Origin of the sequence: Flavobacterium odoriferum, from assembly GCF_025499515.1 — a bacterium.
Classification (GTDB): domain Bacteria; phylum Bacteroidota; class Bacteroidia; order Flavobacteriales; family Flavobacteriaceae; genus Flavobacterium; species Flavobacterium odoriferum.
The window spans coordinates 41,708-58,414 of sequence record NZ_JAMKFA010000003.1 but is presented as its reverse complement, the minus strand read 5'-3'; the positions used below and the strand labels follow the sequence as shown (position 1 = coordinate 58,414).

The following is a 16,707-nucleotide window of genomic DNA, read 5'->3' as shown; positions in this document are numbered from 1 at the left end:
TTAATTAATTTTTCAAACCACCTTCTCCGCTTCAAACAACAACTTAATATTCTCGTATGAGTTCTCTAATAAAAACTTAATATCCTTTGGATTCACCCATTCTACACGTTCAATACCTTCATCGGCTTGGCCTTGTGGTGTGCCTTTGTATTTGGTGCGCATTTCAAACCATTGTGTAATTTTTAGTTTGTAGCGACCGTTGCGTTTGAAAATATGGTAGGTTCTTTGTAGTTTTTCGGTGATGACTAAACCCGTTACGCCTGTTTCTTCTTCTACTTCGCGCATGGCGGTTTCTTCAATGGTTTCATTTTTTTCAGTGCCACCTTTTGGTAAATCCCATTTGCCGTTTCTGAAAATAAAAAGCACATCGCCGTCTTTGTTGTAAACCAATCCACCACCTGCTTTTTCCACAGGTAATTTGGCACGAAGTGTTTTCATGATTAACTTTTCATCGGGATGATACAGAAAAGCTTTCTGAATTTTATTCTGAAAAATTTTAACAATCAACTTCTTGATATCAACACTTTCCAATAAAAAAAGTTTGAAATCGGTCTCCTTTTGAACTTGATTTGTCAAAAAAAGTGGCTTATCGTTCACAAAAACTTTATACATTTGCAATATGATTTTTAACAACAACACAGCACAACAAACAGCCGAATTGCTTTTACAAATAAACGCAATTAAATTAAATTCTAAAAATCCTTTTACGTGGGCTTCAGGCTGGAAGTCTCCGATTTATTGTGATAACCGCATAATCCTTTCATTTCCAGCGGTTAGAAATTATATTCGCGATGAATTTGCCAAACATATTGAAGAGAAATTTGGCAAACCCGACGTAATTGCAGGCGTTGCAACTGGTGCAATTGGAATTGGTATACTTGTTGCAGAAGCAATGGGACTGCCTTTTGTATACGTTAGACCTGAACCAAAAAAACACGGAAGACAAAATCAAGTGGAAGGTTTCTTGCAAAAAGGACAAAACGTGGTAGTCGTAGAAGATTTGATTTCAACTGGAGGAAGCAGTTTATTAGCAGTTGAAGCTTTACGAAACGAAGGCGCAAACATCAAAGGAATGGCAGCAATTTTTACGTATGGTTTTCCAGTTTCAAAAGAACGTTTTGAAGCAGCTAATTTGGATGTTTTCACGTTAAGTAATTACGAAAACTTATTACAAAAAGCGGTAGACAAACAATATGTTTCAGAAAATGAAATGGAAACATTAAGCGCTTGGAACGCGAATCCAGCGGAGTGGAACGTGGAAGTTTAGTTGGGAGATGGAAGTTGGGAGTTGGAAGTAAAAACTAACTTTTAAACTTGTTCCTATAACCTTTTAAACTCTTAACCTTATAAACTTATAAACAAAAAAATATGAACTTAGAAAGTCCAAAAGTAAACGTAGCAAAATCGGCTGAATATTTATTCAACGCTTTGAACGACGTAAAGAATTTCGAGAAATTAATGCCTGAAAATATCGCAAAATTTGAAGTAATCGACGAAAATTGCTTTGAATTCGGATTAAAAGGTATGCCAGAAATTAAATTGGTAAAAAAAGGTGGAACTCCAAACTCACAAATTGTTTTAGGAGCGGCTTCAAGCAAATTACCTTTTACCTTAACTGGAAACTTAAACGCAATTGACGCTGACAACACAGAAGTTCAATTAGCTTTTGAAGGTGATTTCAACCCAATGATGGCAATGATGATCAAAGGACCTATTACCAAATTCATTGAGACATTGGCTCAGAATATGGGGAAATTGTAATTCTCTGATTTAAATAAAAATGAAAGTCCGTTTTAAAATGGACTTTTTTTTATGCTGTTTTCAAAGCTTCAACTAACAAATCAATATCTTCTTTCGTATTAAAATGACTGAATGATATTCTTAAACTTGGTTTTTTAGCTTCTTCTGGTGATAAAAACTCGGCTAAAACGTGAGATGGTTTGATGCTTCCGCTTTGGCAAGCACTTCCGCGAGAAACGGCAATTCCTTTCATATCCAATGTAAATAACAACATGGAAGTCTTTTCTTCTGATAATGGTAATTGCACATTCAAAAGGTTATAAAACGTGTTTTCTCCGTTGATTTTAACTTCTGGAAATACTTTTTTTAATTCTAAAAAGCAGTAGTTTTTTAAATCAGAAATGTAATTGGTGTCGTTTTCTAAATTCTCACAAGCTAATTCTAACGCTTTTGCCATTCCAACAACTTGATGTACAGCTTCAGTTCCGGCACGCATGCCTTTCTCTTGTTCGCCACCAAAAATCATCGGTTGTAGCATTGAATTCTTTTTCAAATACGCAAACCCAATTCCTTTTGGACCATGAAATTTATGGGCAGAAGCCACTAAAAAGTCGACTCCCAACTCTTGCACATCTAAATTCGTTTTTCCGATAGACTGCACCGTATCGCAATGAAAAAGCACTTTCGCATACTTGCATAAGTCCGAAACACGTTTGATGTCTAAAATCGTTCCTATTTCGTTATTAACGTGGATTAATGATACTAATGTTGGGACATCTGAATGTAATTTATCAGCAAAATCATGGTAATCGATGTTTCCGTTGGATAAAATCGTAACATATTCAACTTGAATTCCGAATTCTTTTGCTAAATGTTCAACTGTATGTAACGTAGCGTGATGCTCGATTTTAGTTGTTATAATTCGTTTAATTCCCAAATCTTTAACAGCACTAGTTAGAATCCAATTCGTAGCTTCTGTAGCGCTTGACGTAAAAATAATTTCTGAAGCTTGTGCATTTAGCAGTTTAGCAATGGATTTTCGAGCTGATTCGACCAACGTTTTCGCACTTCGACCAAAACTATGCGTTGAAGATGGATTCCCGAAATCATTTTGAAGCACGTTCATCATTGCAGTAATAACTTCTGGATGAATAGGCGTGGTTGCGGCGTTATCTAAATACACTTTTCTCATGTCGCAAAGATACAAATCATTTTATTTTGAAAGTCTTAAATTCAATTCACGTTTAAATTAACAAACTTTAGCAAATTAATAAATTAAAACCTTTATTTTTGTTGCATAAATTCGATGAATAAATGAAAAAACTTATAGTTTTAGTAGCCTCAGTTTTTATGCTACAAGCCTGTGATGATGGCGATATTACGCTAGAATCTTTCAATTTTGATACTGCAACTATTCAAAATTGTACAGATAACAACCTTGTTTTTAAAATTAACGATAAAGAGTTGTTGCTTTTAAGTATTCCGGAGAGCAGTTTTCTTAACGAAGAGACACCTGATGGGAGTCCGAGAATTATAAATGTTGGAACCACAAATCAAATTATTTATAGATTATATTCTGGAAATGTGAGTTCTGCTACAATTTGTTCAACACTGCCTCCTGCTTCGCCTGTTGTTGAAAAAGAATGGAATGCTTCAGGTGGAACGATAGAAATTATTACAGATGCGCTTTACGATGTAGATGGAATTACAATTAACGGCTACACACATAATATTAAATTTAAAAATGTAAACTTTTCAAATCCGGACAATTCATTTAGTTTTACAGAATATATTTTTGGAAATTACGAAACCGACTTATAGAAAAAACATCAAAAAAGTAAAAGGACTATTCAAAATTGAGTAGTCCTTTTTTTATTTCTTGAAGTGAAATTCAAGTGAAATTTTAGTCCAAAATCTTACTTCACATTTTGCTTAATGTAAACTTCGGTTGCTCCCAAACCATATTTTTGATAGTTCGCATCTTGGAATGAAATGTTGTCATAACGTCCCAACATAAAGTCTAATTCGGCTTTCAAAACACCTTCACCAACACCATGAATAAAAACCACTTTCGGCATTCGATTTTTGATAGCAAAATCGAGTTGTCGTTTAGCGGTTTCCATTTGCAAAGTCAGAATATCATAGTTGCTCATTCCTCGTTTTGAAGGTACTAATTTTTCGATATGCAAATCAACTTCTAAGACAAATTCATCCTTACGAGAACGCTTTTCTTTGACAAAACTGCGCTTTTTCGGCTCTTCTTTGTCTTTTAAAACCGAACCTAAACTTTGAGTGGAGAAAAAACCACTTAACTCATTGGAATTGTTTATTTTAATCAATTCGTTGACAAAAAATGTCATCAAGAATTTATCGGTAGTTTCCACTGAAATTTCATTATTTTGAACCTTAATTACCACTCCCGAAATGTCGTCGTCTAAAACGGCAACCTTATCTCCTATTTCAAACTTCTGTGTCATTTTTATTTTCATTTTCTCCATCATTTTTAGATGGAATTTTCTTCATCAATCTAAATAATCCAAACATAAAAACAGCCATTGCTCCTATCATAATAAATCGATTTGGAGCTGGTTTTGATTGTTCAATCATGGCAAAAATTCCGATAGCTGCGAACATCAAAATGTATAAAAATTGCTTCATATTTTTTCTTTTAATAAAGTTTTCAAAAGTAGTGTTTTTAAAATTAGTATTTGTTTTTGAACTTTTTTTTGTAAACTTGTGAAACAAATTTTCAACTTTCAAAAAGTATTATGGAAGAACATATGTTGCCTTGTATGAACAAACAACTTTTTGGAGTTGAATGTCCGGGTTGTGGCACGCAAAGAGCCATTGCTTTTTTATTAGAAGGAGAATTTTATGAAGCCTTTAAAATCTTTCCTGCTATTTATACATTGGCACTATTGTTTGTTTTTTTATTATTACATTTATTAGATAAGAAAAGAAATTACACTAAATTAGTAATTGCAATTGCCATTTTAAACGGCATTGTAGTTTTAGTTTCTTATGTATACAAAATGTATTTTACCTATTTAACCAATTAAACTTTATAAAAATGGAAAATCAAAAATTACCAAATGCTACAGCTGTACTTATTTTAGGCATCTTATCAATCATAACTTGTTGTTGTTATGGAATTTTTAGTGTTATTTTAGGGACAATAGGAATTGTTTTAGCCAATAAAGACGCTAAACTCTATGCCGAAAATCCAACAAATTATACAAATTATAACAATGTTAAAATTGGTAAAACGCTAAATATTATAGGAATTGTTTTAGGTGTGATTTATTTACTTATGATGATATGGATGATAGCAACATTTGGTTTTGATTCACTACAAGATCCAGATTTATTAAAAGAAGAAATGAACAGATATTTTGGAGTTCAATAAAAACAAAAACATATAAATCATTAAAAGACAGCTACTTAACTGTCTTTTTTTTATTTAATAACAACTCATTAACAAATCGTTCACAACACTTTTTTTGAGTTTGGCACAGCAATTGGAAATACCTAATCAAGCAACAAGTTTTAGAAACGAGTTTTAAAATGAAGTTGCCCAACTTTTAAATTGTTGTATCATGAAAAAAATTACACTTTTAGTAGTAGCCAGTATCCTTCTGGTAGGGAACATGGCTTTAGCGTCAGAAAACCCTGTTTTTTCTGACAACACAAACAGAAGAGGTTATTACATCGATTATAGAGATGCAGAGCCTATTATCTTCAGAGAACGCGGAATTGAGTTTATGTTGTTTCCAAATGGAGAATTCGACTTCAACACAAGACCAGCGGTTAGACCAAGAGACAATGGAACAAGTGGTGCACCAAGAGGAATGTACTACGGAACTTCAGAAAGAGGCGTTAGAGTTGAACACGATAACTTTGGTAGAGTAAGACGCGTAGGAAATGTTTACATCAACTACGACGCTTTTGGAAGAGTAAAACGTATTGGAACTATTTATATGAGTTATAACAGTTTTGCTGTAACTAAAGTGGGTAATATGCGAATAGTTTATGACAGAAGAGGTAGAATTGTAGATGTATATGGTTTTATCAACCACGCTAACGGCGGATACAACTACAACCCTGGAACTTATTACTCAAGTGGAAACGGACATTATGATGATGGCGATGATTATGGAGACGACTACAATGACGATGACTATTACTACTACAGAAAAGACGGTTCTAAAGCAAAAATGTCTGATGATGACGTAAAAGAAATCAAAAGAGAAACTTTAGAAGTTAAAAGAAAATAAAAATTGGTTGGTTAAGTTTGTTTTTTAATCCTGCGGATTCTGGGAAGATGAAGCAGGATTTTTTATTTCAAAAATTTCTTAAAAACAGAATTCATCACAAAATTAATATCTGAAGAAATCTTTAAATAATAACTCAATCCTAAATAGAAAATAGACACCAAAATAGATTTTAGAACAATATTTACAAAAGGATGAAAACTAAAATCCCAATAATAAAACACTCCAAAGCTTACTATTGTTAGAACCAAAGCTACAAGCGTATTTTTAGTAAACGGAAATAGCTTCATTTTAAGCACCACAAAAAGTAATTTAGCTAAACTATATAACGTAATTGAAATTAACGTTGCTATAGCCGCTCCATTCAAGCCATAAAGCGGAATGAAGATCATATTTAGTGAAACCGTAAGAAAAACCAAGAATAATCCCAAAAACAAGACCGCTTGATAATATTTTGAATTGAAAATAATAGCATTATTGTTTCCCAAAACCAAATCGAAATACTTCGAAATTCCAATAAAAAACACCACGGCAATTCCATCACTATAGCCTTTTGGTAAAACGCTATACAATTCATTGATGTTTACTAAAATCCCAACTAAAATTAAACCACCGATAACTTGTAGCGTAATCGAAGACTTTTTATACAATTCATTTAGCTCCTCATGCTTGTTTTCACTCATTAATTTTGCTGTAATGGGATATGTAATTTGATGCATCGCACGACTTGGTACCGCAATAACAGTAGCAATAAAAATAGCGACAGAATAAAAAGCAATATTATCAATTTTGATGTAAAAATTAAGCATGAATTTATCTACATCCAACAATAAATTAGCTACACTTCCCGATAAAATTATGAAGAAACAATAGGTTAAAACCGCTTTTGCATTATCAGGAAAAACCAAATTAAATTGTGGTGTTTTGACTTTCATCGCATATAAAAACATAGCGAGAAGTGATAAAAAGTAAATTCCCATTAACGCAAAAACGAATTGTTGAGGCGAAATAACATCAAAATAAACCGCAAATAAGAAGATCGAAATTAGAATTCGAAGTAAAACTTCTTTCACAAAACTACCATAAACCGATTGCAAATGTACTTTTACCCAAGCATAAAAAATCTCAAAATATCCCATACAAAGTCCGATTACTGGAATTTGCCAAACATAATCGTAAACAATTTGATTTTTCCTCGATAATAATTCCGCTATTTGATGATATCCGAAATAACCAATCAAACTTATGGGAAGTACAATCAATAAAGGTAAAACTAAAACAAACGTTAGAAATTGCGCTTTTTTCTCTTCGGTTTCGTATTCATTGTAGAATTTCACCAATGTATTGTGCACTCCAAACGCCATCAAAGGCATCATAATATTAGCCGCCGACAAAATAAATCCAACCAAACCATAAAAAGTATCGCCTAGAAATTGTCCATACATAAACAACGTGTTAATCGCGCCAATTCCAAAACCGATGTAGGTAATGATGGTGTTTTTAATCGATTGTTTGATGACAATTCCCATGTTTTTAGTGAAAAGTGATTAGTGATTAGTGATTAGCAGTTTGGCTAATTTCTCAGTCAAGGACTTTCTGCTGTATTGTTGCAAACCAACTGGATATACTTTTAAATTATTTTGCTGAAATTGTTCGAAACAAGTCAGAATTTGTGCTTTCAAAGCTTCTAATTCGTCATATTTGAAGAAATTTCCCGTATTAGTTTCCTTTATGATTTGAGCAAAATCAGCATTTTCTGGACCGATGGCGATGATTGGCCGCTCTGAAACCATATATTCAAATAATTTTCCTGGAATAATGCATTTGGTTTCTTCTGAATCAATTTCGATAAGTAATAATACTTGTGAACTTCGTTGTTCAATAATGGCTTCATCGTGTGGCAAATAGCCTAAATGATTCACGTATTTTTCCAACTTAAATTCCTTAATCGCTTGAAGCACCTCAGCACTCACCGCTCCTATCAATTTTAATTGGAAATGATTTTTGAATTCAGGATTTTCTTTGGTTAATTCTTTCAGCGCTTTCCATAAAATCCTTGGATTTCTGGCCGATAAAAAAGAACCAATATGTGCTAAAGTAAATTTTTCGTCCAAAGGTTTTTTGATTACTTTCTCCACATCATAACCATTCGTAATGACTTCGATAGGTTTTGAAGTAATAGCTTGAAATTCTGTTTTTGTCGTTGGAGATGTTACTAAAATTTGGTCACAAGTCGTCATAACCTCTTTCTCCAAAGTTTTATGTTTGTTAGCTGCCCGCGAACTTAATTTTAATTGTTTATGATAGCCAATCGTAGTCCAAGGATCACGAAAATCGGCCAACCAAGTGATGCTTAGTTCTTTTTTTAATTGCAAACCAATCAAATGCAAACTATGTGGCGGACCTGTGGTGATTATAGTATCAATTTGATTTTCTTGAAGATATTTTTTCAGAAACTTAACCGAAGGTTTTACCCAAAACACTCTTGCATCGGGAATAAAAACGTTACCACGAATCCAAAGCATAGCTTTTTCTACAAACGATTGCTTTTTTTGATTGGGAATAATTCCGGAACTGATTTTTTTTGCCTTATTTTTCGAAAAAACCGAAGCCAATCCATAAGGTTCAAAAATCGGTTGTTTGATAATAACAGCTTTGTCAGAAACTTCACTCAATAATTTCTCATCAATCAAAGGATACGTTGGATTTTCTGGAATATAAACGTGAGGTTCAATATTAAAATCGGGTAAATACTTGACAAATTTTAACCAACGCTGTACTCCTGGACCTCCTGCTGGTGGCCAGTAATACGAAATGATGAGTATTTTTTTTGTTGGTTGCAAGTTGAAAGTTTATTGTACTGATTTCTTTTTCTTGTTCTCAAAATAAACTCCCGCTACAATCAATAAAAGCATTGCTATTGAACTGATTAAAGCAATTGTACTACCTGTTTTTACTACTTGAGGTTCAAATTTGAATTCGATTGTATGTTTTCCTGCTGGAACTTTTAAGCCTCTTAAGACGTAATTTACTCTATAAATTGGAGCTTCTTTGCCATCAATCATTGCTTTCCAACCGTTTTGATAATACATTTCAGAGAAAACAGCAAAACCTTCATTACTATTATTTGAAACGTATTTTAATTGATTTGGTTGATACGATTTTAATTGAATTATTGCCGTTGAATCCCTCTTCAAATCATTAAAATTATAACTTGTTTTCATTTTTAAAGAAATAGGGTTTATAACAGCTTCTCTCTTCGTATCTAATTTATCTAAAACCTTTATTTCTTCATCAGCTGATTTTACAAGTTTAACTTTTTCTACAAACCAAGCATTTCCATTAGCAAAAGGATTGGTAACTGGAACATCGCCTTCACCTGTTGGTACAATAACGTATTTTACATTTAACATATCTAAAACCGGATTGCTTTTTGTAAAACTTAACGTTTGAAAATCTATCGAATTCCCTAATGCATTGATGTTTTTCTCAACATTATATTCAAATAATTGATCTACTCTTCTTGGTCGGACTGCACTGTAACCTCCAACTGCTTTATGGAAATAAGAGGTTCTTCCTTGCAATCTTCCTTGAATTTCGTACACTCTATAATTTGATGTGTCTTTTAAAATTAGCTTATCTGCATCTGTAGCTTCAAAAGGCATGTCTACTTCGCGAGCACTTTTAAATTGGTTTGGATTATTGTTTACATAACGTTTATCGACCATGAATAAATCGGAAACCATGAAAAATCCAACCAAAATAACCGCTGTAGTTTGTGCTAATTTATTTTGAATATACAGCCATAAAACAATTGCTACCGCCAACATGAATAAACCTGAACGCATTAAATCGCTAGTATAGAAACTCATTCTATCTTCTTTTAAAGCGTTTATAAAACTGATTCCGAATGATTTATCTTGACTTTCGCCAAACATTTGCATTAATTGTTGGTCAATTGGAGCTGAAAAATTAAAGAATCCTTTTGCTAAGTATAATACAACTACTATTCCTATACTAGTCGCAGCTGCTTTCCATAAACTTGCCCATTGTGTTTCTTTTTCCGAAGTAAAAAACGATTGAAGTCCCATAATTGCTAAAACTGGAAAACACAATTCTAATACTACTTGAATAGAAGAAACCGCACGGAATTTATCATACAAAGGCACAAAATCAACAAAGAATCTCGTCAAAGCATCAAAATTTTTACCCCATGAAAGTAATAAAGAAAGAATGGCTCCAGCTAAGAATAAATATTTTACTTTTCGTTTGTCGTGAAACAATGCTAAAACCGCTAATAAGAACACAATGGCTCCAATATATGCTGGTGCTTCTACAATAGGTTGTTCTCCCCAATACGTCTTTCCATAATATTGAACCGTTTGTAAAGCTTCCATTGGTGTAGCTCCATAATTCAATAAAAACTCATACAATGCAGATTTTTCATCTAATTCTTCTCCATTTCCACCACCAAAAAGTCTTGGCGCAATAAGATTAAAACTTTCGGCAACACCATAACTGTATTCTGTAATGTATTCATACTTCATTGACGAATCCTCAGTATTTTGAGAACCATCTGCATTAAAAGTCAATTCGCTTTTACCACGAATACTATGATTGGCATATTCTGAAGTAGCCATTAAATTGGTTGCATTGGCTCCGATGGCTAAAATTCCTGCAATAGCAAAGACACCAATAACTTTTCCTAATTCTTTAAATTCTTTATTCTTAAGTGCAATTACCACATAATAAACAGCAATAATTGCCAACAATAGCAATAAATAATACGTCATTTGGAAGTGATTCGCATTAATTTCTAATGCTGCCGCTACCATAGTTAGTAAGCCTCCTATTATATATTTTCTTTGGAAAACCAATAAAACTCCCGCAACTACCATTGGCATATACGCAATTGCATGTGCCTTAGCATTATGTCCAACACCTAAAATGATAATCAAATACGTAGACAATCCAAATGCTAACGCTCCAAAAAACGCTTTTAATGGATCTACTTTTAACACCATTAACAATACATAAAACCCTAAGAAATAAAGGAATAAATAATCAGCTGGTCGTGGTAAAAAGCGTAAAGCATCATCTAACATTCCAATAACATCGTTTGGATATTTTGCTCCCAATTGATAAGTAGGCATTCCTCCAAAAGCACTATTGGTCCAAAAAGGTTCTTCACCTGTTTCTTTTCTAAAATCATTTTGCTCTTTTGCCATTCCAGTATATTGAACGATATCGGATTGAAAAATTTTATTTCCTTGTAAAACTGGATAGAAATAGATTATTGAAACCAGAATAAACCCTACTAAAACTAATAAATGAGGGTATAATGCTTTGATGTTTTTCATGTGAATGTGTAATAAAATAAGATGCTAAAGTAACTAAAAAAAGGATATCGTTAAAATATCCTTTTGGGTAATGTATGAAATACTAACTACTTGATTTCTTCATAATCAATATATTCGCCAACTTTCTTTTTCTCTTTTGGCATACTTTGTTGCGACTGAGAAGTTCTATCTTGCTGTTGTTCTTGTTGTTGTCTATATTGTTCTTGCATTTTTTGTTGCATTTTATTCACTGCTTTTTGCATTAAAATAGGAGCAAAAATTCGCATCAAAAACTTAAACAAATAATAAAACAGTATGATATAAAAAAGTGTTTTTATAAAACCTGTAAAAGAAGCCATTTCCATGCTATAAAAATTTAAAATTCAAAATTACAGATATTGGTTGGTAAAACTTCAAATTTGTTTCTTAAAATTATGATAAAATAACTATTTTTGGACATAAATCATTTTTTTATGAAATCTATTCAAACACTTTTTGTTTTAATTTTAGGAATTATGTCTCAAATTTCATTTGCACAATTTACAGATGACATCAATTCCAATCGCCCTGGTCGTTCAATGATGGCATTTTCTGTTGGGAAATCTGTTTTTCAAACCGAAACAGGATTGCATTATGTTAACGAAGATCACAATACATTAGATTATAAAGCCAGTGGTTTTATGGCAGAATTTGATATTCGTTGGGGATTATTCTTTGAGCAATTAGAACTTATTGCTGAATTTCAGTATCAAAATGATAATTATACATCCGATTTGCTTGATAAAAACAGAAGTGCATTGAAAAAAACACTTTTTGGAGCCAAATATTTGATTTATGACCCATTTAAAAACTATGAAGAAAAACCAAATCTATATAGCTGGAAAGCCAATCACCGCTTCAAATGGAGACAATTAATTCCTGCTGTAGCAGTGTATGGAGGTGCAAATTTGAACTTTTCTGACAATCCGTTTAATTTTGCTCCTGTTGGTATTGAAGAACCAAAAGTAAGTCCAAAAGCAATGATTATTGCGCAAAATCATTTTGGAAGTAGATGGGTTTTAGTAACAAACGTAGCTTACAACAAGATTGGCTCTGAATTTGCAAGTATCGATTATATCCTTACGCTTACAAGAGGATTCAATTCAAAATGGTCTGGATTTATTGAAAATCAAGGATATATGGGTGATTATTATTCTGATGGATTATTTAGAATGGGAGCAGCATATTTATTCAATAAAGACATGCAAATTGATGCTTCTATTGGAAAAAATATAAAAAACACACCGAGCTTATTTACTGGAGGAATTGGATTTTCGTGGCGATTTACCAAAAACTACAAAGAAGTCAAAATTGAAAAAGACAATGGTAGTAAAATGGATAAAAAAATGAAGAAAAAAGGCGAAAAAGATGCTAAAAAACGTAAAGATACAGTAGAAGAATAAAATGATAACAATTAAAGAAGCCCTTACCAAAAAAGAAATGAAAGATTACGTGATGTTTTCTTTCGAATTATATAAAAACAACCAATACTGGATTCCGCCAATAATCGCAGAAGAATTAGAAACTTTTGACAAAACAAAAAATCCAGCTCTTCAAACAGCTGAAGCTCATTTTTATTTAGCTTACAAAGACAACAAAATTGTTGGTAAAATTGCCGCAATCATAAATTGGGAAGAAGTCAACCTTTTAGGGAAAAGAAAAGCTCGTTTTGGTTGGTTTGATGCTATTGACGATATTGAAGTTACGAAAGCACTTTTAGATAAAGTGGAAGAATTAGGACGTAAACACAACATGGATCACATGGAAGGTCCTATGGGATTTTCTAATTTGGACAAAGTTGGTATTTTAAGTGAAGGTTTTGACCAAATGGGCAACATGATTACTTGGTACAGTTTGCCTTATTATATTACTCATTTTGAACAACTTGGTTTTATAAAAGAGAAAGAATACATTGAAAGTGATTTTTCTTTTAATGGTATCAACCCTGAACCTTTTCAAAAAGCAAGTGAATTGATAAAAAAACGTTACGAGTTACGTAGTCTGAATTTCACAAAAACAAAAGACATTATGCCTTATGTGGACAAAATGTTTGATTTGTTTAATGAAACCTATGCCAAACTACAATCGTTTGTTCCAATAAATGATATTCAAAAAGCTTATTTTAAAAAGAAATACATTGGTTTTATCAATCCAGAATTTATAAAATTTATCGTCGATAAAAATGACAACATGATTGCTTTTGCTATTGTGATGCCTGGTTTTGCACAAGCACTTAAAAAAGCGAATGGAAAACTATTCCCTTTTGGATTTTATCATTTATTACAAGCTCGAAAACATTCTAAAGAAGTAGTTTTTTATTTAATTGGTATAACACCTGAATACCAAAGCAAAGGCGTTACCGCAATTGTTTTTGATGAATACTACAAAGTGTGTCAAGCAAAAGGAATTGAAACCTGTATAAGAACTCCCGAATTAGAAGAAAATCATGCCATTCATAATTTATGGAAACATTTTAATTCGAAAATTAATAAACGAAGAAGAACTTATAGAAAAGAGTTATAACAAAAAAGGGATTCAAATTGAATCCCTTTTTTTATATTCTTAATAAATGTTATTCTACATTTTGTACGCTTGCTTCTGCAATTTTAGCATATGTTCCGTTTACTAATTTTTCACGAATAGCTTCAAAAGCTGTTAGTGTTTCATTAATATCATCAATTGTATGCGAAGCTGTAGGAATCATTCTCAACAAAATAATACCTTTTGGAATTACTGGATAAACCACAATAGAAAGGAAAATTCCGTAGTTTTCACGTAAATCATTTACCATTATCATCGCTTCTGGAATAGAACCTTCTAAATAAACTGGTGTAATACAAGTGTTTGTATCGCCAATATTAAATCCTTTTTCTTTTAATCCACTTTGTAATGCGTTTACGTTTTCCCATAATTTATCTTTTATCTCAGATGAATTACGTAATAATTCTAAACGTTTTAACGAACCAATAGTTTGAATCATCGGTAACGCTTTTGCAAACATTTGCGAACGTAAGTTGTATTTTAAATAATCGATAATATCTTTATCTGCTGCAACGAAAGCACCAATGTTTGCCATTGATTTTGCGAAAGTTGAAAAGTAAACATCAATTCCGTCTTGACAACCTTGCTCTTCTCCTGCTCCAGCGCCTGTTTTACCAAGTGTTCCAAACCCATGTGCATCATCAACTAACAAACGGAAATTGTATTTTTCTTTTAAAGCAACAACTTCTTTTAATTTCCCTTGTTGACCACGCATTCCGAAAACACCTTCGGTAATGAATAAAATTCCTCCACCTGTTTCGGTTGCCATTTTAGTAGCACGTTGCAGGTTTTTTTCCATACTTTCAAGGTCGTTGTGTTTGTATGTGAAACGTTTTCCCATGTGTAAACGTACACCATCAATAATACAAGCGTGCGAATCTACATCATATACAATAATATCGTTTTTAGTAACCAAAGCATCAATAATAGACACCATTCCTTGGTAACCAAAGTTTAACAAATAAGCCGATTCTTTCATTACGAAAGCAGCTAATTCTTGTTCTAATTGTTCGTGATATTTAGTGTGACCACTCATCATACGAGCACCCATTGGGTAAGCCGCACCAAATTGCATTGCTGCTTCTGTATCTGCTTTACGTACTTCTGGATGATTTGCTAATCCTAAATAATCATTTAAACTCCAGTTTAAAATATCTTTTCCTTGAAATTGCATTCTTGGACCTAATTCTCCTTCTAATTTAGGGAACACAAAATATCCTTCTGCTTGTGAAGCCCATTTTCCTAAAGGACCTTTATTGTTCTGAATTCTTTCGAATAAATCTTTTACCATAATATATAGGTGTTTAAAACTCGACAAAAGTAAAAAAAAGTAAAAAGAAAAATACTTTTATTATAATTTATTTTGATTAGAAAAAAAATTATAGAAATAATAGTTCATAATCGAATTATTGGTCTTACATTTGCACCGAACGACACAGAAATGTGGTTACACGTTCACCGTAAAAGTCGATCGCTCCAGATCGGCTTTTATACTTTATAGACGTTTCGTATTTTTACATTTCTAAATTACTTCACATGAAACTCGTATTCGCATCAAACAATAAAAATAAAATTCAGGAAATTCAGGCTTTAGTTCCAAATACCTTTCAAATTGTAAGTTTGGAAGATATTGGTTGTTTTGAAGATATCCCAGAAACAGCCGATACGATTGAAGGGAATGCCATCCTAAAAGCCAATTACGTTACCTCCAACTATGGTTACGATTGTTTTGCTGATGATACGGGTTTAGAAGTCGAAGCTTTAAACGGAGCGCCCGGAGTTTATTCTGCGCGATATGCTGGCGAACAAAAAGATGCAAATGATAATATGGATAAGCTTTTATCGGAATTAAAAGATAAATCGAATCGAAAAGCCAATTTTAAAACAGTGATTGCTTTAAATCTTAATGGTAAACAAAACTTATTCACTGGAATAATCAACGGAAAAATCATTGAAGAAAAAATTGGAACAAATGGTTTTGGTTACGACCCAATTTTTGTAGCTGACGGATTTGATAAAACTTTTGCCGAATTAAGCATGGAAGAAAAATCAACTATCAGTCACAGAGGAATTGCAGTGAAAGAACTTATTCTTTTTTTACAAAAACTGTCCCAATAGGCAAACTCCAATTGTATTTAAAAGCAATCAATCGAAACGAGATAATAAAAACCGCTACGATTAACGAAATAATATCACTTTGTATTTGTAATTCTTGCAAAAGGAAAAACAGAATTCCTCCCGCAATACAAAGCGTGGCATAAATTTCTTTTCGGAATAAAACTGGAATTTCATTACACAAAATATCGCGGATAACGCCTCCAAAAGTAGCTGTCAAAGTTCCCAAAATCACACAAACAACAGGACTTAATCCAAACTCTAATCCTTTTTCTAAACCTATTAAGGTAAAAACACCTAATCCAATCGTATCAAATAAAAACATAGAAATTCGCAAACGCTCTAAATAACGATTGAAAATTATAGAAAGTAAAAAGCCAACTGTAATAATATACACATAATTTATATCCAACATCCACCCTACTGGAGTTCTTCCTATTAACACATCACGAACTGTTCCTCCGCCTAAAGCGGTAACAAAAGCAATACAATACACGCCGAACAAGTCTAACTTCTTGTAAATAGCAGTTAAAGCTCCTGAAATGGCAAATACTAATGTTCCAATAATGTCTAACAGTTCAAACATGGTTCTTATTTTGATACAAAAATACCTTACTTTCTAATTTTTCCATTCTAATTTTAGCAATAAAACATTTTTTATA

General features: G+C 32.5%; 19 protein-coding genes. 9 read left to right on the top strand and 10 right to left on the bottom strand.

The window, feature by feature from the left end; all coding sequences use genetic code 11:
* Nucleotides 1-12 precede the first annotated feature (12 nt).
* Nucleotides 13-612 (bottom strand): NUDIX hydrolase, encoded by a 600-nt coding sequence (locus M9Q43_RS03235; protein ID WP_262317545.1) that lies wholly within the window; start codon nt 610-612, stop codon nt 13-15.
* A 7-nt stretch (nt 613-619) separates the two neighbouring features.
* Here M9Q43_RS03235 and pyrE point away from each other — a divergent pair, with 7 nt between their 5' ends.
* The gene (gene pyrE, locus M9Q43_RS03230) at nt 620-1,267 is read left to right on the top strand and encodes an orotate phosphoribosyltransferase (RefSeq protein WP_262317544.1); all 648 of its coding nucleotides are present in this window, start codon (nt 620-622) and stop codon (nt 1,265-1,267) included.
* A gap of 101 nt (nt 1,268-1,368) precedes the next feature.
* The gene (locus M9Q43_RS03225; protein ID WP_026725027.1) at nt 1,369-1,761 is read left to right on the top strand and encodes a hypothetical protein; all 393 of its coding nucleotides are present in this window, start codon (nt 1,369-1,371) and stop codon (nt 1,759-1,761) included.
* A gap of 49 nt (nt 1,762-1,810) precedes the next feature.
* On the opposite strand, the gene M9Q43_RS03220 is transcribed toward M9Q43_RS03225, so the two are convergent.
* Nucleotides 1,811-2,932, bottom strand: a complete 1,122-nt coding sequence (locus M9Q43_RS03220) for a cysteine desulfurase family protein (protein ID WP_262317543.1) — start codon at nt 2,930-2,932, stop codon at nt 1,811-1,813.
* A 122-nt stretch (nt 2,933-3,054) separates the two neighbouring features.
* On the opposite strand from M9Q43_RS03220, the gene M9Q43_RS03215 reads away from it, so the two are divergent.
* On the top strand, nt 3,055-3,561 hold the full coding sequence (locus M9Q43_RS03215; protein ID WP_262317542.1) for a hypothetical protein: 507 nt from the start codon (nt 3,055-3,057) through the stop codon (nt 3,559-3,561).
* Nucleotides 3,562-3,656: 95 nt separating this feature from the next.
* Here the strand turns inward: M9Q43_RS03215 and M9Q43_RS03210 are convergent, their stop codons facing one another.
* On the bottom strand, nt 3,657-4,217 hold the full coding sequence (locus M9Q43_RS03210; RefSeq protein ID WP_262317541.1) for a Smr/MutS family protein: 561 nt from the start codon (nt 4,215-4,217) through the stop codon (nt 3,657-3,659).
* On the bottom strand, nt 4,201-4,398 hold the full coding sequence (locus M9Q43_RS03205; RefSeq protein ID WP_262317540.1) for a hypothetical protein: 198 nt from the start codon (nt 4,396-4,398) through the stop codon (nt 4,201-4,203). The genes M9Q43_RS03210 and M9Q43_RS03205 overlap by 17 nt, the downstream gene beginning before the upstream one ends.
* A gap of 110 nt (nt 4,399-4,508) precedes the next feature.
* Between M9Q43_RS03205 and M9Q43_RS03200 the strand changes: the two genes are divergently transcribed.
* From M9Q43_RS03200 to M9Q43_RS03190, 3 genes are all read left to right on the top strand, one after another.
* The gene (locus M9Q43_RS03200) at nt 4,509-4,799 is read left to right on the top strand and encodes a DUF2752 domain-containing protein (RefSeq protein ID WP_262317539.1); all 291 of its coding nucleotides are present in this window, start codon (nt 4,509-4,511) and stop codon (nt 4,797-4,799) included.
* A gap of 11 nt (nt 4,800-4,810) precedes the next feature.
* Nucleotides 4,811-5,146: a CCC motif membrane protein gene (locus M9Q43_RS03195; RefSeq protein WP_262317538.1), complete on the top strand. Its 336-nt coding sequence runs from the start codon at nt 4,811-4,813 to the stop codon at nt 5,144-5,146.
* A 190-nt stretch (nt 5,147-5,336) separates the two neighbouring features.
* Nucleotides 5,337-6,014: a hypothetical protein gene (locus M9Q43_RS03190; protein WP_262317537.1), complete on the top strand. Its 678-nt coding sequence runs from the start codon at nt 5,337-5,339 to the stop codon at nt 6,012-6,014.
* A gap of 62 nt (nt 6,015-6,076) precedes the next feature.
* Here M9Q43_RS03190 and M9Q43_RS03185 read toward each other — a convergent pair whose 3' ends face one another.
* The 4 genes from M9Q43_RS03185 to M9Q43_RS03170 form a co-directional block, all read right to left on the bottom strand.
* On the bottom strand, nt 6,077-7,540 hold the full coding sequence (locus tag M9Q43_RS03185) for an oligosaccharide flippase family protein (protein WP_262317536.1): 1,464 nt from the start codon (nt 7,538-7,540) through the stop codon (nt 6,077-6,079).
* Nucleotides 7,541-7,558: 18 nt separating this feature from the next.
* Nucleotides 7,559-8,854, bottom strand: coding sequence for a glycosyltransferase family 4 protein (locus tag M9Q43_RS03180; RefSeq protein ID WP_262317535.1), 1,296 nt, complete (start codon nt 8,852-8,854; stop codon nt 7,559-7,561).
* A gap of 9 nt (nt 8,855-8,863) precedes the next feature.
* Entirely contained in the window at nt 8,864-11,371 is a 2,508-nt protein-coding gene (locus tag M9Q43_RS03175; protein ID WP_262317534.1) for a YfhO family protein, read from the bottom strand.
* 86 nt (nt 11,372-11,457) lie between these two features.
* Nucleotides 11,458-11,715 (bottom strand): DUF4834 family protein, encoded by a 258-nt coding sequence (locus M9Q43_RS03170; protein ID WP_262317533.1) that lies wholly within the window; start codon nt 11,713-11,715, stop codon nt 11,458-11,460.
* Nucleotides 11,716-11,823: 108 nt separating this feature from the next.
* Between M9Q43_RS03170 and M9Q43_RS03165 the strand changes: the two genes are divergently transcribed.
* Entirely contained in the window at nt 11,824-12,792 is a 969-nt protein-coding gene (locus M9Q43_RS03165) for a transporter (RefSeq protein WP_262317532.1), read from the top strand.
* A gap of 1 nt (nt 12,793) precedes the next feature.
* Nucleotides 12,794-13,912 (top strand): GTP cyclohydrolase, encoded by a 1,119-nt coding sequence (locus M9Q43_RS03160; protein ID WP_262317531.1) that lies wholly within the window; start codon nt 12,794-12,796, stop codon nt 13,910-13,912.
* Between the two features lie 49 nt (nt 13,913-13,961).
* Here M9Q43_RS03160 and M9Q43_RS03155 read toward each other — a convergent pair whose 3' ends face one another.
* On the bottom strand, nt 13,962-15,221 hold the full coding sequence (locus M9Q43_RS03155) for an aminotransferase class I/II-fold pyridoxal phosphate-dependent enzyme (RefSeq protein WP_262317530.1): 1,260 nt from the start codon (nt 15,219-15,221) through the stop codon (nt 13,962-13,964).
* Nucleotides 15,222-15,466: 245 nt separating this feature from the next.
* On the opposite strand from M9Q43_RS03155, the gene M9Q43_RS03150 reads away from it, so the two are divergent.
* Nucleotides 15,467-16,048: a non-canonical purine NTP diphosphatase gene (locus tag M9Q43_RS03150; RefSeq protein ID WP_262317529.1), complete on the top strand. Its 582-nt coding sequence runs from the start codon at nt 15,467-15,469 to the stop codon at nt 16,046-16,048.
* On the opposite strand, the gene M9Q43_RS03145 is transcribed toward M9Q43_RS03150, so the two are convergent.
* Nucleotides 16,017-16,631: a trimeric intracellular cation channel family protein gene (locus tag M9Q43_RS03145; RefSeq protein WP_262317528.1), complete on the bottom strand. Its 615-nt coding sequence runs from the start codon at nt 16,629-16,631 to the stop codon at nt 16,017-16,019. The two genes, M9Q43_RS03150 and M9Q43_RS03145, sit on opposite strands and share 32 nt — an antisense overlap.
* Nucleotides 16,632-16,707: the final 76 nt, after the last annotated feature.

What these genes read in the sequence shown, in the direction of transcription:
- M9Q43_RS03235 (WP_262317545.1), bottom strand. Translation starts at nt 612, where the DNA reads ATGTATAAAGTTTTTGTGAACGATAAGCCACTTTTTTTGACAAATCAA.
- pyrE (WP_262317544.1), top strand. Translation starts at nt 620, where the DNA reads ATGATTTTTAACAACAACACAGCACAACAAACAGCCGAATTGCTTTTA.
- M9Q43_RS03225 (WP_026725027.1), top strand. Translation starts at nt 1,369, where the DNA reads ATGAACTTAGAAAGTCCAAAAGTAAACGTAGCAAAATCGGCTGAATAT.
- M9Q43_RS03220 (WP_262317543.1), bottom strand. Translation starts at nt 2,932, where the DNA reads ATGAGAAAAGTGTATTTAGATAACGCCGCAACCACGCCTATTCATCCA.
- M9Q43_RS03215 (WP_262317542.1), top strand. Translation starts at nt 3,055, where the DNA reads ATGAAAAAACTTATAGTTTTAGTAGCCTCAGTTTTTATGCTACAAGCC.
- M9Q43_RS03210 (WP_262317541.1), bottom strand. Translation starts at nt 4,217, where the DNA reads ATGACACAGAAGTTTGAAATAGGAGATAAGGTTGCCGTTTTAGACGAC.
- M9Q43_RS03205 (WP_262317540.1), bottom strand. Translation starts at nt 4,398, where the DNA reads ATGAAGCAATTTTTATACATTTTGATGTTCGCAGCTATCGGAATTTTT.
- M9Q43_RS03200 (WP_262317539.1), top strand. Translation starts at nt 4,509, where the DNA reads ATGGAAGAACATATGTTGCCTTGTATGAACAAACAACTTTTTGGAGTT.
- M9Q43_RS03195 (WP_262317538.1), top strand. Translation starts at nt 4,811, where the DNA reads ATGGAAAATCAAAAATTACCAAATGCTACAGCTGTACTTATTTTAGGC.
- M9Q43_RS03190 (WP_262317537.1), top strand. Translation starts at nt 5,337, where the DNA reads ATGAAAAAAATTACACTTTTAGTAGTAGCCAGTATCCTTCTGGTAGGG.
- M9Q43_RS03185 (WP_262317536.1), bottom strand. Translation starts at nt 7,540, where the DNA reads ATGGGAATTGTCATCAAACAATCGATTAAAAACACCATCATTACCTAC.
- M9Q43_RS03175 (WP_262317534.1), bottom strand. Translation starts at nt 11,371, where the DNA reads ATGAAAAACATCAAAGCATTATACCCTCATTTATTAGTTTTAGTAGGG.
- M9Q43_RS03170 (WP_262317533.1), bottom strand. Translation starts at nt 11,715, where the DNA reads ATGGAAATGGCTTCTTTTACAGGTTTTATAAAAACACTTTTTTATATC.
- M9Q43_RS03165 (WP_262317532.1), top strand. Translation starts at nt 11,824, where the DNA reads ATGAAATCTATTCAAACACTTTTTGTTTTAATTTTAGGAATTATGTCT.
- M9Q43_RS03160 (WP_262317531.1), top strand. Translation starts at nt 12,794, where the DNA reads ATGATAACAATTAAAGAAGCCCTTACCAAAAAAGAAATGAAAGATTAC.
- M9Q43_RS03155 (WP_262317530.1), bottom strand. Translation starts at nt 15,221, where the DNA reads ATGGTAAAAGATTTATTCGAAAGAATTCAGAACAATAAAGGTCCTTTA.
- M9Q43_RS03150 (WP_262317529.1), top strand. Translation starts at nt 15,467, where the DNA reads ATGAAACTCGTATTCGCATCAAACAATAAAAATAAAATTCAGGAAATT.
- M9Q43_RS03145 (WP_262317528.1), bottom strand. Translation starts at nt 16,631, where the DNA reads ATGTTTGAACTGTTAGACATTATTGGAACATTAGTATTTGCCATTTCA.